Genomic DNA, 12,867 nt, shown 5'->3' on the forward strand with positions numbered 1-12,867 from the left:
GAAGACTTTTTCATTCGGAATTAAAACGTTGACATATTGTCATTCAGTTTTCAATGTTCTCTTGTAAAGTTTTGTGTGGTGCTTGCAATCTCGTTGACTGCTTAGTTATCTTAACATGTCTGTTTTACAGATGCAACAGCTTTTATTAAGTTTTTGTTAAGATTATAAAGTTTTGATTACATCGTGTTTGACACGACTTTTATATCTTAGCACATCCGATTATCAGATGCAACACTTAATTTCAAGCGTTTGTTAAGTGATGTTGTGTCGCCTTTGGACGACTTACATATCATAACACGTCTGTTTTACAGACGCAACAGATTATTAGTATTTTTTAACATCTTATTAAAGTCTGTTAAGTTTTTGTTGCGTCGTCTTTTGACAACTTCTATATCTTACCAAGCTCATAGTTAAACGTCAATGCTTTTATTCATTTATCTAGAATTATTTTATATAAAAAGGCGCAGAACGTTGGTCCTGCGCCTTTTCTGTTCATTTTATTATTTTCACTTCTGCAGGTTAATTCAGTTTTTCTTATTCTTATCCTGCTTCACTGCTTGTCTCGTCTTGTTTTTGTATCCCATTTTCTCACGCGCTTTAATCTGACTTTCTTCTTTTGCACGTTTTTCTTCTGCTTCTTTTTTGAACTCAGCTCGTTTCTGATCGTTAATATCACTTCTTGTGACACGGCCTCTTTGTTCTTTTTCTTTTTTAGAGTCTTCTATATACTTCGGCAATCTGATCAGCTGGTATGCATTCGTCAGTATTACTGTAAATACAGAACGGTAAATCCACGAAGTGTCTTCTACTGATATAAATGGAATCAGTGTCAGTGAAGTCATAAAAATCATAAAGAACAATGAAGATATGAAAACATTCGCTGCTGTAATTTTATTCTTGTAATAAGCAAAGCCGACTCCGGCCAGTACTATTATAATAGGAATCCATATAAACGACCATGTGGAACCGTGGTCAATGCCTACCTGTCTAAAGCGCAGATAGAATAAATCAAAAACTGCATACATTATTAGAAGGAGCTGGACATACGGCCATGCTTTTCTAAATATCCCCATGCCTAATGGATGGATGAATAAGTATATGTAGAAAACGACCTGGCTGACGGTTGCTATTAATAGTCCGTAACCGACCAGAAATACAAATCCAGCAAAGAAGTCACCGAACTGTCCCTGGAATAAATACTTTGTAACAGTATCGTATTCTGTTACCAGACTGATTGCGGTAGTAATAACCGCACCAATCATTAAGGTAACAAAATAGAACTTAACTAAATACTTCGACGTCATTCAGCGGTGCCTCCGATCACTTTCTTCGCCATTTCAGTATACACATCACTAATTTCATCATTTTCGTATACTGACGGTGCGAAGTCTTCTTCGTTCCATTTAGGCTGACCGAGCGGAAGCTGGCCTAGTAATGGTGCATTTAATTCTTCGGCAAGTTTCTGACCGCCGCCTTTACCGAAGATATATTCTCTGTTGCCTGTTTCTTTACTTTCAAAATAACTCATGTTTTCGACCACACCAATAATCTCGTGATCTGTATGCTGCGCCATCGCTCCAGCTCTTGCTGCAACAAAGGCAGCTGTCGGGTGCGGTGTTGTAACGATAATTTCTTTACTGTGCGGCAGCATCTGATGAATATCGAGCGCTACATCACCAGTTCCCGGCGGAAGGTCAAGAAGCAGATAATCAAGGTCTCCCCACTTCACTTCTTCAAAGAAACTTGTCAGCATCTGACCGAGCATCGGTCCTCTCCATATAACAGGTGTATTTTCTTCAACGAAGAAAGCCATTGAAATGACTTCAACACCAAATCTTTTAACGGGAATAATTGTTTCACCGTCGAGTTCCGGACGTTCTGTAATACCCATCATGTCCGGCACACTGAAACCGTATATGTCAGCATCAATTAAGCCGACTTTTTTACCTTCTCGTGCAAGGGCAACCGCAAGGTTAACTGCGACTGTTGATTTACCCACTCCGCCTTTACCTGAAGCTACAGAAATAAATTCTGTTTTACCGAGTGTAAAGCCGCGCTCCATCGCGCTGCCGCGTGATGATCTGAATTTTTCAATCGTCTCGTCCGGCAGTTCTTCAAAACGAAGACCGACACTGTCTGCGCCTTCTTCTTTCAACAGTCCAACAATTTTCATCTGCAGTTCGAGCTGTTCCTGACCGCCTTCGCGGCCGATTGCTATTTTAACACTGACGTGTTTTTTCTCTTCTTTAATACTGACTTCTATAATCCCCTCAGTCTCACTGATCGGGACATTTAAAATCGGGTCTTCCAAATTTCCAACTAGTTCTCTTACCTGGCTTTCAGTAATCATGTATATGCTCCTTCATTCGACTTGATTCCATTACTGTTAATAATAACACAACATCATAGTCACTAATATATTCGAAAAGTGAATTTCCGGTTACATTTCAAAAACGATTTCCCCGTCGATAACAGTTTTCAATACTTTTGTTTCTTTGACTTCATCCGGACTGACCGTCATAACATCTCTGTCCAGCACGATAAAGTCCGCGAAATAGCCTTCTGCTATTTTTCCCTGCACCTGTTCTCTGTAGACAATTTTAGCCGCTTCAACCGTATACATTTTAAATGCATCAAATCGTGAAATAATTTGTTCCGGATTATATACCGCTCCCTTATCTTCACGCGTCATCAGTGCATGAATGCCGAGAAAGGGATTTACTTTCTCAATCGGCGCATCTGATGAACCGCCCATAATCACGCCTTTATCTAGAAGTGTTTTAAACGGATATAAATACTGCGCACGGTCACTGCCTATATATTCTTCTACCCACGGCATATCTGAAGTCAGGAATGTCGGCTGAATATCGCAAATCACCGGTAATTTTGCTATACGCTCAATTAAATCCGGACGGAGGAGACTGATATGAATCAGACGGTCATGCTTACCTTTTACAACAGGATATTTCTCAATAGCATCGAGAACCATTTCAATCGCGCGGTCACCGATCATATGAACAGCAACAGCATCATCGTTACGACGTGCAGTCTGAACCAGCTGCTCCAGTTTTTCAACCGTGTGGATTTGCAGGCCTTTATCCGCGGAGTCTTCATACGGTTCACTGACAAGTGCAGTTTTCGCACCAAATGCACCGTCTGCAAATATTTTCATTGCGTCACGTTCAACGAAGTTTTCTTTGTATGTTTTTTCCGCCTGTACAACATCTTCATAAACCTGTTCATGTGTCAGCAGATTTACTCTGAATTTCAATTTATCTTTACCGAGTGTATTTAAGTACGCATCCAGCGGCACATTAAAATCTCCGTAATACGCAAGATCTTCCGTGTGAGCATTCGCAATACCAAGTGACTGCAAATATTTAACACCGCGTGCAATATCTTCACCTAAAGATTCAGTCGTATCTTCAACCGTTGCTGCACGCATTTCCTCAAAGGCTTTATCGTAAACCCATCCTGTCAGCTCCCCCTGATCATCTCGTTCAAAATATCCGCCTTCAGGATTTTCAGTATCTTTAGTAATATTCAGCGCATCAAAGGCAGCTGAGTTTACGACACCGGCATGAGCACAAATACGTGTTATTAAAGTCGGTTTGTCCGTCAGCTCATCGAGCTCTTTAATATTAATCTTGTATTGATTTTCGAAATTATTTTCATCGTAGCCGAGAATGTTATTCCAAGTCCGGTTTGTCTTAAACGCTTTAACCTGTTTCTTCATCTCTCCAATATCTGTTACATCATCCAGCGCCAGTAATTCCAGTTTTTTGCCGATCATGACCAGATGCTGGTGTACATCTGTCAGTGCTGGCATCATCGTTTTACCGTTTAAATCGACAAACTCATCTGCTGCAGCTTTTAATTCTTCATAGCTGCCTGTCTTTTCGACCGTTCCGTTATGTATTAAAACAGCTTCCACCGTATCCATCGGTGCCGCCATCGTATAAATTGTTCCATTATAATATAAAGTCGACATTAGCCTCATACCTTTCATTCATAAAAAAATACTTTCATATATTATTATATATGAAAGTATTCTCAGATTCATTTATCGTTCACTTAATTTTATACTGCGGTCTCTCGCACTGCCTAGAGTTTCAAAAATTATTTCCTGTAATTTGGATTCGCTGAGCGTATCTAGCCCCGCTTCAGTCGTTCCTGCTTTAGATGTAATATCTTTACGCAGCTTTTCAAAAGATTCAGGACGTTCCGATAAAGTTTTTCCTGTACCAATAACAAGATTTCTTGTCAGCTTATCAGCATCCTCTTTTGAGAAACCGAGTTCTTCAAGACTTTTCGCATACTGTTCGTATATATAGTAGAGAAATGCCGGACCGGAACCCGTTGCCGCTGTAATATTATCCATACCATCTTCATCAACGACAACATTTTTACCAAAACTCGCCATTAAGTCGATCAGCTCGTCCCTATTATCGAAGTCATCCGAAAATGCAATACCGTTAACTGAGTATTGCACCATCGCATTCGTATTCGGCATAATTCTCGCGACCGCGTTCTCCATACCTGCTTCTTCTTGAATCGTTGAGATATGAATACCCGCCATTACTGAAATCAGTTTTGTTTTCTTTTCCAGATACGGTCGAATACGTTTCGCAACATCGCTGAAGTTCTGCGGCTTGCTTGCGAGCACAATATAATCTGCGTCTTTACAGAGCTCTTCATCTTCATACGACACATTAACACCGAGCTCTTCTTTAAACTCCATCGCTGCAACACGATTTGATTTGCTCGTAATATAAATATCCTCTGGTTTGACAATGCCTTTTTCAATCATTCCTGTAAATATTGCACTGGCCATATTGCCGGCGCCAAAAAATACAATTTTCATAACTACCACCCCGGTCAGTTTATTATACGTAAGTTGTTTATATTACCATACTCTTCTCTTGAGCTGTCATCAGATATAAAAAACAATCGCTGTATAGTGGCAAACCGCTGCAATAATAATGAAGAAATGCCAGATCATATGGAAATACTTGCGTGTCTTCTGTGCGTAAAACCATGCACCTCCAGTATAGGCAAGTCCTCCGAGTATAATCAGACCGATAAATACCCACGATGTCTCACTTACTATAGAAGGAATAAATGCTACAGCAGACCATCCCATAATTAAATATATTGCCAAACTGACTTTTTCATTGACGACAGGTGCCAGCACCTTATACAGAATCCCCAGTATTGTCGCAGTCCACAACACTATCAGGATGACGATTCCAAACGTTCCGCCGACGACAGAAAGTGCAATCGGCGTATATGTTCCTGCAATCGCTACGTAAATAAAACTGTGATCCAAAAGGCGCATGACGTATTTATGTTTCGTGTTGTGTTCCATTGAGTGATACAGCGTCGAAGTCAAAAACATTAACAGCATGCTGATAACAAATACCGATCCTCCAAATGCGTGCATCGAGCCGCCCCCCGCGTACATATAAACAGCGGTAAACGGGAGCAGAAAAATAAAGATTATCGCAGCAACACCGTGGCTGACCGCATTGCCGACTTCTTCGCCGAATGACAGCGGAACAACATTTTTTAATGTGCGTTCTATTCTCGTAGTGACTTCTTCTTTACCATACTTGCTGTACTCTGATTTTGACTCTTCAGTCATTAGATCAGTCCTTCTTCAGTTAAATCTTTAAATGCAGTTTCTATACTGTCATTCCCCGCTTTATTTTTGAGCGGTGAAAATTCACCTGTTCTGCCGACCTGAAGCGTATTGTGCTTAGCTGCATATTTAAATGCATCGAAGTAAAACTTCTCAAATTTTAATACTTCTTCCTTAACAATATTTAAGTCGTCGTCAAGATGTTCGAGTTTTTTCAATGCCAGGTGATAAGGCATTTCGCCGGCAGCTGCTTTATTTAAAAAGTCCATGCTGTACATGTGTATGCCGATATTGGCATTCGTAAATTTATCTTCGCTGCCTGCAGGCAGTTCCATATATTCGACGACACCTTTGTTACCGTTCATTACCGCAAGACGGCCTACTGACTCACCCGATTTTGGAGTAATTGATTTCGATGTAATATCATTGTTTTCACTAACGTGAAGACCGACTAATGCCGGGTCCAGCACTTTAACGACAACATTGTCGACGTTATTCATAAATACATGTTTCACACCCTGAGCTTCCATCTGTTCTATCATTCCGCTGTTCTTTAATGAACTGAAAATACCGCCGTTGCCGTTAGGCGTCAGCATAATATCATTTTTAGCAGTCAGCATCAGTTTGCCTTCTTTAGTTAACGGCGGGAAGTGCTCCTGCTTAAAGAAATGAATGTTTTCAACCGGCACTGCAAAGTAATTGTGCTCTTTAAAGAATACAAGCGTTTCTTCATGATTAATATCACTCGTCATAATATACCAGTGAACTTTCAGTTCATCCTGTGCATTTTTAAAGCTCAGAATCTGTCTTGCCTGCAGTTCAAATAATGATACGCCGTCAAAAGAAAATGTTCCTTTGGGGCCCGGATGTTCAAGCCTCGTGCCCTGACCGCCGGCCATCAGCACAACTGCAACTTCGCCGCTTTGCACTGCATTGTTTGCCGCTTCACTCACTGCTTCAATATCAAGTTCTGATTTAAGGATATAAGGAGCTTCTTCAACTGAAGATAAGTCCACTTCTGCTTTATTAATATATGTTTCAGAGTAAACACGTTCGATTGTTGTAATATCGAGTGCTTCAAATTGTTCTTTTACTTTTGTTTGATCGTTTTGTTCTAGCTGACTGTATTGAGGAATCCATTTTTTTATCATTTTTCTCTCCTAACTTAGGCAGTAATAATACGTTTGATCAGTTTAGTCTGTTTCTGTTTATTACCTAAATGGTAGCTCGAGATTATTTTCTCAACTACGCTGTCCACTTCTTCAGTGTTTGCAGCAATTTTAGCAAGTACATCGCCCTTGTTTACGTAATCGCCGACTTTCATCTCAAGTACAACGCCTACAGCAAGATCGATTTCATCTTCTTTAGTCTGACGGCCTGCACCGAGGATTGACGCTGCAACACCAATGTTTTCAGCATCGATCACTTCAACGTATCCTTCTTCTTCAGAAATAACATCGTACTGATATTCTGCCTGTGGAAGATTTTCAGGATGATCAACAAGTGACCCGTCGCCGCCCTGGTTATTAACGAATACTTTAAATTTCTCTAAAGCACTGCCGTCTTTAATCACAGCTTCAAGCATCCGGCGCGCTTCTTCAAGGTCATCGGCTTTACCGCCAACTACTGCCATCTGTGCAGCTAACGTTAATGATAATTCTGTTAAATCAGCCGGTCCTTCGCCTTTTAGCGTATCGATTGCTTCTTTCACTTCGTTTGCATTACCTACAGCGTAGCCCAGCGGTTCTTCCATACTCGAGATAATCGCCATCGTACGGCGGCCCACATTATTACCGATGCGCACCATCGTTTCAGCTAGCGCCACAGCATCTTCTTCTGTTTTCATAAATGCACCATCGCCGACTTTAACGTCTAAGACAATTGCATCTGCACCGGCAGCAATTTTTTTACTCATAATAGAGCTTGCGATTAATGGAATTGAGTTTACCGTTCCTGTAACATCGCGCAGTGCGTAAATTAATTTATCAGCAGGTGTCAGATTACCGGATTGTCCAATAACTGCAACCTTGTCTTTGTTAACCAGATTCACGAAATCATCCTGTGTCAGTTCAACGTGGAAACCTTTCAATGCTTCAAGCTTATCAATGGTTCCGCCCGTGTGACCGAGACCGCGTCCGCTCATTTTTGCAACAGGAACATCGAGAGCTGCAACTAAAGGTGCAAGTACTAATGTTGTCGTATCGCCAACACCGCCTGTAGAGTGTTTATCAACTTTAATGCCGTCAATTGCCGACAGATCAATTTGATCGCCTGAATTTACCATAGCCATTGTCAGGTTAGCCGATTCTTCAGGTGTCATATCGTTGAAGAAAATTGCCATCAATAAAGCTGATGCCTGATAGTCAGGAATCTCTTTGTTTGTATATCCATTAATGAAGAATTCGATTTCCTCTTTAGTCAGTTCTTTGTTGTCACGTTTGTTAGCGATAATGTCTACCATTCTCATTTGTAAAGTACTCCTTTTATTTAGACGTTGCCGTCCATTCCTTTTTGTTTTTGTAGCGTTTCGTATGCGCATAAATATTCTCAGCCGCATAATCTTCATTAGTATACACTGTTATGTCGAAATATGTGCCATTTTCACTGTGTTTTTCGTCAGTATAAGTATCCTTCAAATGCACAAACAAATTCTTCATTGCTGTCTGATTAAGGCTCGGGTATTCACGTAAAACTCTCTTTTGCAGCTGTCCCTTATTCTCCAGCACTTCCTGCACGACGATGACAAAAGATTCATCGTCTTTAATTACATCATCAAAAATATTAGTCTGTCCGCGTTCAGCCATAGTAAATCCCCCTCTCTGTTAACAGGCATATCCATTTCATCTTTTTAATATCTTCATTATACTTAAAATAAGACACAATTCATAACATGAACTTAAAAAGTGGAGGGACTAATATGCAAGATTTACACGGAAAAACTGCTTTGATAACAGGAGGTTCCAAAGGAATCGGTTTAAAAACAGCTCAGGCACTGGCTGACAACGGGGTAAACGTTGCAATAGTCGGACGTAATAACGAGACTTTAAAAGATGCATTGTTAACGTTAGAGAAAAAAGAAGTAAAAGCTATTGCCATCAGCGGTGATGTTTCTATTAAAGAAGATGTACAGAATATCGTTGATGAAGTGTTAAAAGATTTCGGCAGAATCGACATTCTGATTAACAATGCCGGCGTTATGGGCGGCGGCAGCTTTTTCGAAGACAATGAAGAGATGTTCCGCCAGATGATGGACGTCAATGTATTCGGTATGTACTATATGATGAAAGCAGTACTCCCCGGCATGCAGCAGCAAAAATCAGGCGATGTGATTAATATCGCTTCAGTATCAGGACTGCGTTCTTCAGCAGGCAGTGCACTTTACGCCGCGTCGAAACATGCTGTTATCGGTTTAACAGAAGGCGTAATGCAGGAAGTCAGAAAAGACAGCATACGCGTGCAGTATTTAACACCGTCAGCAGTATTGACTGATTTAATAGGCAAACCTTCACTTGATCCGGAAACGATGACACATCCGGAAGATATCGCTGATATTATCGTCAATCAGCTGAAAATTCACCCGCGTACATTCGTTAAGAACAGCGAGATGTGGGCAACTAATCCGCAAAGTGCGGAATAATAATTAAATACTTTTAAAAGCGTCAGAGAACCTTTGTTCTCTGACGCTTTTTTATGTCCGCTCACATAGTTCGGTTTGACTAAAATAAAAGTTTAGGGTAGCCTAATATTATTAGATTATATGAAGGAGTCACCTGATGAAAAAAACACTTTCAATCATCTTCACAATACTTTTACTTACCGCGCTTGCAGCATGCAGTGATAGTGCTGAAACTGAAAATGATAAACCAAACCTTGTTGTTACGACGACATTTATCAATGATATGGTTGCTGTTTTGGAAAAAGATGTTCAGGGCTTTAATACAGAAATGATTATTCCGGCAGGCGAAGACCCTCACGTTTATGAACCAAAGGCCAGTAATTTACGCGCTCTCGGTAATGCTGACATTACGCTTTATCACGGTTTAAATTTTGAAGGACGCATGGCTGATATTTTGACCGACGGTATTTCTATTACAACAGATTTCAATCATGAAAACTTGGAAGAAATAAAAGAAGAAGACGGCATTGTTGCCGATCCGCACTTCTGGTTTGATATTGAGTTATACAAACAGGCGTTCACTGCGGTTAAAGATACGCTGCTTGAATTCAATCCTGATGATGCAAACCGTTATGAAGAGAATTACGCAAATTATATTCGTGAGCTGGATGAGCTGAATCAATTTGTAATAGAGCGAATCAATGAAATCCCGGAAGACTCACGGATGCTGATTACACCGCACGATGCTTTCGGCTATCTGGAGAGCAGTTACGATATCGAAGTTCATGCACCTCAAGGATTTTCAACGGACAGCGAAGTATCCAACAATCAAATACAAAAAACAGCTGATTTGATTACGGACAATAATATTAAAGCGATATTTGTCGAAACGACAACCAATCCCGACCGCATGTCGCGGCTTCAGGAAATCGTCGCTGCTGGGGGCGGCGAAGTCGAGGTCATCAGCGGCAGCGGCACGGAGTTATTATCTGACTCACTTGCAGCAGCAGGCAATCCCGGCGATACCTATTTAACGATGTACCGTCACAACATTAATATTATTGTGGATCATTTAAAATAAGGGGGATTAGCGATGAGTGAATATGCAGTCAGTACAAAAAATTTAAGTGTGGCTTACAGTGATAAGCCCGTTATTTGGAAATTAAATATCAATGTTGAAAAAGGAAGCCGCACAGCGATTGTCGGCCCAAACGGCGCCGGCAAATCCACTTTGATTAAAGCGGTTATGAAATTAATCAAACCCGTCTCAGGCAAATCTTTTATTGATGGCAGTACACATAAATCAGCTCTGAAACAAGTGGCTTACGTACCGCAAAAAGGCGAGGTCAACTGGGACTTTCCCGCAACGGTTTTTGATGTTGTATTAATGGGACGCTACGTGCATAAAGGACTATTTAAACGTCCTGATAAAAAAGATAAAGATATTGCTTCGGCAGCACTCGAAACAATGAAGATGACAAAATATAAAAACCGTCAGATCTCTGAGTTATCCGGCGGACAGCGTCAGCGTGTTTTTTTAGCCCGTGCAATTGCACATGATGCCAGTATTTATATTATGGATGAACCGCTTCAGGGTATCGATATTACGACTGAAAAGTTAATTATCAGCACGATGAAAAAGCTCCAGGCTGAAGGCAAAACATTTCTAGTCGTACATCATAATTTGAATACAGTGCCCGATTACTTTAACCGGGTCATTATATTAAATAAGGAAATTATCGCTTCGGGTCCTGTAGAAGAAGTTTGGACAAAAGAGAATATTAACGCCGCATATTATGAAAAGAGTGATGAACCATGGACATCCTGACGAGTTACTCCTTTATTATCGTTGCGCTCGGCACCGTTATTTTATCTGCCGTCGCAGGTGTTATCGGTTCAATCAGCGTGATAAAAGGACAGAGCTTAATTGGTGATGCTATCGGACATGCGACATTTCCCGGCGTCGTGCTCGCATTTATGCTTTTTAACGTTATGGAAACATCAGTTCTTGTAGTCGGTGCTGTAATTTTGGGCATCATTGCTTTTCAGCTGATTCATATGATTACCGGATCATCTAAAATATCACTCGACAGTGCACTTGCCTTAGTACTCTCCAGTTTTTTCGGTCTTGGCATGGCACTTAAAAGTTACGTTCAGGGCAATCCAAATTTCAGCGGCACACAGGGTATCGATGATTTCATTTTCGGCCAGGCGGCATATATGCTGAAGAGCGATGTATATTTAATTATTGCGGCTTCTGCCGTTAGTCTGATACTGTTCTTTTTATATTATCAGCAGCTTAGAATTTATACTTTTGATCCTGTTTATGCGCGTACTGTCGGCATCAGCATTAAATTTATGAATATACTCGTTCTTGCCATGACAATTATGATTATTGCAGTCGGTCTGAAAGCAGTCGGTGCCGTACTGATTGTTAATATTTTAATCGCGCCTGCTGTTACCGGTACGCTATGGTCGAATAAGTTTATTACTGTCCTCAGGGTTGCTGCTGCCACCGGCGGTTTATCGGCTTTTATCGGTACGTATATCTCAACAACATTTACTGGTATTGCGACGGGCCCGGCAATTATTCTCGCACTCAGTGCATGCGTGATAATCTCGATGCTGATTGCGCCTAAAGGAATTCTTGTTAAAAGACAGCGTTTAAGAAAGCTGGGTGAAGCCGCATGATAGAAGTGTTTGCAGTGCTTTTAGTTACCGCTCTTGCCTCCAGTCTGCTCGGTGTCTTCCTCGTCTTAAAAGGCCAGGCTATGACCACCGATGCCATCAGCCATACGATACTGCTCGGTATCGTTATCGCATTTTTCATTACCAATGATCTGCGCTCACCGCTGCTAATTATCGGAGCTGCAGTGATTGGCCTGATTACTGTCTATTTAATAGAACTGGTTACCGCGTCCGGATTGATGAAACAGGACGCTGCAATCGGCATCGTCTTTACCGCCTTATTTGCAGCAGCAGTTATTTTAGTCTCTCGCTACGCTGATAACGTCCATCTTGATATTGATATTGTGCTGATGGGCCAGGTGCTGTTTGCGCCGTTAAACAGAATTGAACTGCTCGGCATCAGTCTGCCATATGCGCTTGTACAGCTGACAATTGTTTTTATTATCAATATATTATTCGTCCTTATATTCTATAAGGAATTAAAAGTAACCAGTTTTGATCCGGTCTATGCAGCGGCAGCCGGTATCAGCACGACGTTTATCTACTATATTTTAATGACGCTTGTCTCCGTTACAGCAGTGACAGCATTCGATGCAGTCGGCTCGATACTCGTTATCAGCTTTTTCGTTACACCTGCAATTACCGCTTATCTGGTTACGAAACGGCTGTCTCATATGATCTGGCTGACATTAATTACAGCAGCCTTCAACAGTCTTTTAGGATGTTCATTCGGATACTTTACCGATATTTCAATATCCGGCAGCGTTGCTTCTGTATCTCTTGTAACCTTTTTAGCAGTCTTCTTTTTCAATAAAAATGGCTGGATTCGTAAAACTTTAAAAACCCGCCGTATGCTCAGAAAAATTTAATTTGCCTGTTCCGATAAAGTTCTTCATAATTAGAGATGAATTTTGTGAATGGA

The 12,867-nt window shown here is 40.9% G+C and carries 13 protein-coding genes; 5 read left to right on the forward strand and 8 right to left on the reverse strand.

The genetic code is table 11. The annotated features are described in order from the left end of the window. Nucleotides 1-524: 524 nt before the first annotated feature. The 8 genes from H625_RS0105600 to H625_RS0105635 form a co-directional block, all read right to left on the reverse strand. Nucleotides 525-1,304: a KinB-signaling pathway activation protein gene (locus H625_RS0105600; protein ID WP_026859040.1), complete on the reverse strand. Its 780-nt coding sequence runs from the start codon at nt 1,302-1,304 to the stop codon at nt 525-527. After that, on the reverse strand, nt 1,301-2,350 hold the full coding sequence (locus H625_RS0105605; RefSeq protein WP_026859041.1) for an Mrp/NBP35 family ATP-binding protein: 1,050 nt from the start codon (nt 2,348-2,350) through the stop codon (nt 1,301-1,303). The genes H625_RS0105600 and H625_RS0105605 overlap by 4 nt, the downstream gene beginning before the upstream one ends. Before the next feature lie 90 nt (nt 2,351-2,440). Beyond that, nucleotides 2,441-3,991, reverse strand: a complete 1,551-nt coding sequence (locus H625_RS0105610) for an amidohydrolase (protein ID WP_026859042.1) — start codon at nt 3,989-3,991, stop codon at nt 2,441-2,443. Between the two features lie 72 nt (nt 3,992-4,063). Further along, nucleotides 4,064-4,864 (reverse strand): pyrroline-5-carboxylate reductase, encoded by an 801-nt coding sequence (gene proC / locus H625_RS0105615; RefSeq protein ID WP_026859043.1) that lies wholly within the window; start codon nt 4,862-4,864, stop codon nt 4,064-4,066. Nucleotides 4,865-4,933: 69 nt separating this feature from the next. Next, nucleotides 4,934-5,644, reverse strand: coding sequence for a PAQR family membrane homeostasis protein TrhA (gene trhA / locus H625_RS0105620; RefSeq protein WP_051238994.1), 711 nt, complete (start codon nt 5,642-5,644; stop codon nt 4,934-4,936). Further along, complete coding sequence (locus H625_RS0105625) at nt 5,644-6,792, reverse strand: UTP--glucose-1-phosphate uridylyltransferase (RefSeq protein WP_026859045.1); 1,149 nt, start codon at nt 6,790-6,792, stop codon at nt 5,644-5,646. The genes trhA and H625_RS0105625 overlap by 1 nt, the downstream gene beginning before the upstream one ends. 14 nt (nt 6,793-6,806) lie before the next feature. Next, complete coding sequence (locus H625_RS0105630) at nt 6,807-8,108, reverse strand: pyrimidine-nucleoside phosphorylase (RefSeq protein WP_026859046.1); 1,302 nt, start codon at nt 8,106-8,108, stop codon at nt 6,807-6,809. A gap of 16 nt (nt 8,109-8,124) precedes the next feature. Further along, entirely contained in the window at nt 8,125-8,445 is a 321-nt protein-coding gene (locus H625_RS0105635; protein ID WP_026859047.1) for a hypothetical protein, read from the reverse strand. Between the two features lie 113 nt (nt 8,446-8,558). Between H625_RS0105635 and H625_RS0105640 the strand changes: the two genes are divergently transcribed. The 5 genes from H625_RS0105640 to H625_RS12660 all read left to right on the forward strand — a co-directional run bounded on the left by H625_RS0105640 (nt 8,559) and on the right by H625_RS12660 (nt 12,814). Beyond that, nucleotides 8,559-9,278: an SDR family NAD(P)-dependent oxidoreductase gene (locus tag H625_RS0105640; RefSeq protein WP_026859048.1), complete on the forward strand. Its 720-nt coding sequence runs from the start codon at nt 8,559-8,561 to the stop codon at nt 9,276-9,278. Nucleotides 9,279-9,414: 136 nt separating this feature from the next. Continuing rightward, the gene (locus H625_RS0105645) at nt 9,415-10,338 is read left to right on the forward strand and encodes a metal ABC transporter solute-binding protein, Zn/Mn family (protein ID WP_026859049.1); all 924 of its coding nucleotides are present in this window, start codon (nt 9,415-9,417) and stop codon (nt 10,336-10,338) included. 12 nt (nt 10,339-10,350) lie between these two features. Then, on the forward strand, nt 10,351-11,085 hold the full coding sequence (locus H625_RS0105650; RefSeq protein ID WP_026859050.1) for a metal ABC transporter ATP-binding protein: 735 nt from the start codon (nt 10,351-10,353) through the stop codon (nt 11,083-11,085). Beyond that, a complete protein-coding gene (locus tag H625_RS0105655) occupies nt 11,073-11,948 on the forward strand; it encodes a metal ABC transporter permease (RefSeq protein ID WP_026859051.1) in 876 nt (291 codons plus the stop codon). The genes H625_RS0105650 and H625_RS0105655 overlap by 13 nt, the downstream gene beginning before the upstream one ends. Next, nucleotides 11,945-12,814: a metal ABC transporter permease gene (locus H625_RS12660; protein WP_051238995.1), complete on the forward strand. Its 870-nt coding sequence runs from the start codon at nt 11,945-11,947 to the stop codon at nt 12,812-12,814. The genes H625_RS0105655 and H625_RS12660 overlap by 4 nt, the downstream gene beginning before the upstream one ends. Nucleotides 12,815-12,867 lie beyond the last annotated feature (53 nt).

This window comes from Jeotgalicoccus psychrophilus DSM 19085, assembly GCF_000425845.1.
GTDB classification, from domain to species: domain Bacteria; phylum Bacillota; class Bacilli; order Staphylococcales; family Salinicoccaceae; genus Jeotgalicoccus; species Jeotgalicoccus psychrophilus.

Bases quoted from the DNA above. Each gene is read 5' to 3' on its own strand.
- H625_RS0105640 (WP_026859048.1), top strand. From the start codon at position 8,559: ATGCAAGATTTACACGGAAAAACTGCTTTGATAACAGGAGGTTCCAAA.
- H625_RS0105645 (WP_026859049.1), top strand. From the start codon at position 9,415: ATGAAAAAAACACTTTCAATCATCTTCACAATACTTTTACTTACCGCG.
- proC (WP_026859043.1), bottom strand. From the start codon at position 4,864: ATGAAAATTGTATTTTTTGGCGCCGGCAATATGGCCAGTGCAATATTT.
- H625_RS12660 (WP_051238995.1), top strand. From the start codon at position 11,945: ATGATAGAAGTGTTTGCAGTGCTTTTAGTTACCGCTCTTGCCTCCAGT.
- H625_RS0105650 (WP_026859050.1), top strand. From the start codon at position 10,351: ATGAGTGAATATGCAGTCAGTACAAAAAATTTAAGTGTGGCTTACAGT.
- H625_RS0105635 (WP_026859047.1), bottom strand. From the start codon at position 8,445: ATGGCTGAACGCGGACAGACTAATATTTTTGATGATGTAATTAAAGAC.
- H625_RS0105630 (WP_026859046.1), bottom strand. From the start codon at position 8,108: ATGAGAATGGTAGACATTATCGCTAACAAACGTGACAACAAAGAACTG.
- trhA (WP_051238994.1), bottom strand. From the start codon at position 5,644: ATGACTGAAGAGTCAAAATCAGAGTACAGCAAGTATGGTAAAGAAGAA.
- H625_RS0105610 (WP_026859042.1), bottom strand. From the start codon at position 3,991: ATGTCGACTTTATATTATAATGGAACAATTTATACGATGGCGGCACCG.
- H625_RS0105655 (WP_026859051.1), top strand. From the start codon at position 11,073: ATGGACATCCTGACGAGTTACTCCTTTATTATCGTTGCGCTCGGCACC.
- H625_RS0105605 (WP_026859041.1), bottom strand. From the start codon at position 2,350: ATGATTACTGAAAGCCAGGTAAGAGAACTAGTTGGAAATTTGGAAGAC.
- H625_RS0105600 (WP_026859040.1), bottom strand. From the start codon at position 1,304: ATGACGTCGAAGTATTTAGTTAAGTTCTATTTTGTTACCTTAATGATT.
- H625_RS0105625 (WP_026859045.1), bottom strand. From the start codon at position 6,792: ATGATAAAAAAATGGATTCCTCAATACAGTCAGCTAGAACAAAACGAT.